The 863-nt window shown below is 59.4% G+C and carries 1 protein-coding gene; it reads right to left on the bottom strand.

The genetic code is table 11. The features are described from left to right. Positions 1-131 precede the first annotated feature (131 nt). A partial coding sequence (locus tag EGI20_RS18865; protein WP_498633232.1) for a flavodoxin-dependent (E)-4-hydroxy-3-methylbut-2-enyl-diphosphate synthase occupies positions 132-863 on the bottom strand: 732 nt, incomplete at its 5' end.

Raw genomic sequence — 863 nt, forward strand, 5'->3', positions numbered from 1 at the left:
TGCGCAACACCCCTTCAAAATACTCCCACTGGTGCGACTCGGCCGGCAGCACATCGTTCATGCCGCGAATCGCCTGAATTTTCTGAGCCATGATCTTTTCTTGTTAAATCAAACCACTGTTGCAGGACGGATCAAACCGCCGCCCTGATCGGAATCACTTTCGAGCCTGATGATTGGCGCTTGCTGCCACCCTCGCCATAACGGCTGGCTACATAGTCGTCGACCAGCGCCTTGAACTCGGCGGCAATAGACTCGCCCTTGAGCGTCACGGTTTTCTCGCCGTCCACATACACTGGCGCCACCGGGACCTCACCGGTTCCGGGCAGCGAAATGCCGATATCGGCCAGCTTGCTCTCGCCCGGACCATTGACCACGCAACCCATGACCGCCACCTTCATCTCTTCCACGCCCGGATATTGCAAGCGCCATACCGGCATGGACTCGCGCAGATAGGTCTGGATACTGTCGGCCAGCTCCTGGAATACGGTACTACTGGTGCGGCCACAGCCGGGACAGGCGGTGACCAAAGGCACGAAACTGCGCAAGCCCATAGTCTGCAGCAACTCCTGCGCCACAATCACTTCGCGCGTGCGCGACTCGCCCGGCTGCGGTGTCAGCGAGATACGGATGGTGTCGCCTATGCCTTCTTGCAAAAGCACAGCCAAAGCCGCACTGGAGGCGACAATGCCCTTGCTGCCCATGCCGGCTTCGGTCAGGCCCAAGTGCAGCGGGAAATCGCAGCGGCTGGCCAAGTTACGGTAAGCGGTAATCAGATCCTGCACATGGCTGACCTTGCACGACAGAATAATATTGTCGGCCGGCAGCCCCAGCTCCATCGCCTTGTCCGCACTTTCCAGCGCCGA

It is taken from the genome of Aquitalea sp. S1-19, assembly GCF_024343515.1.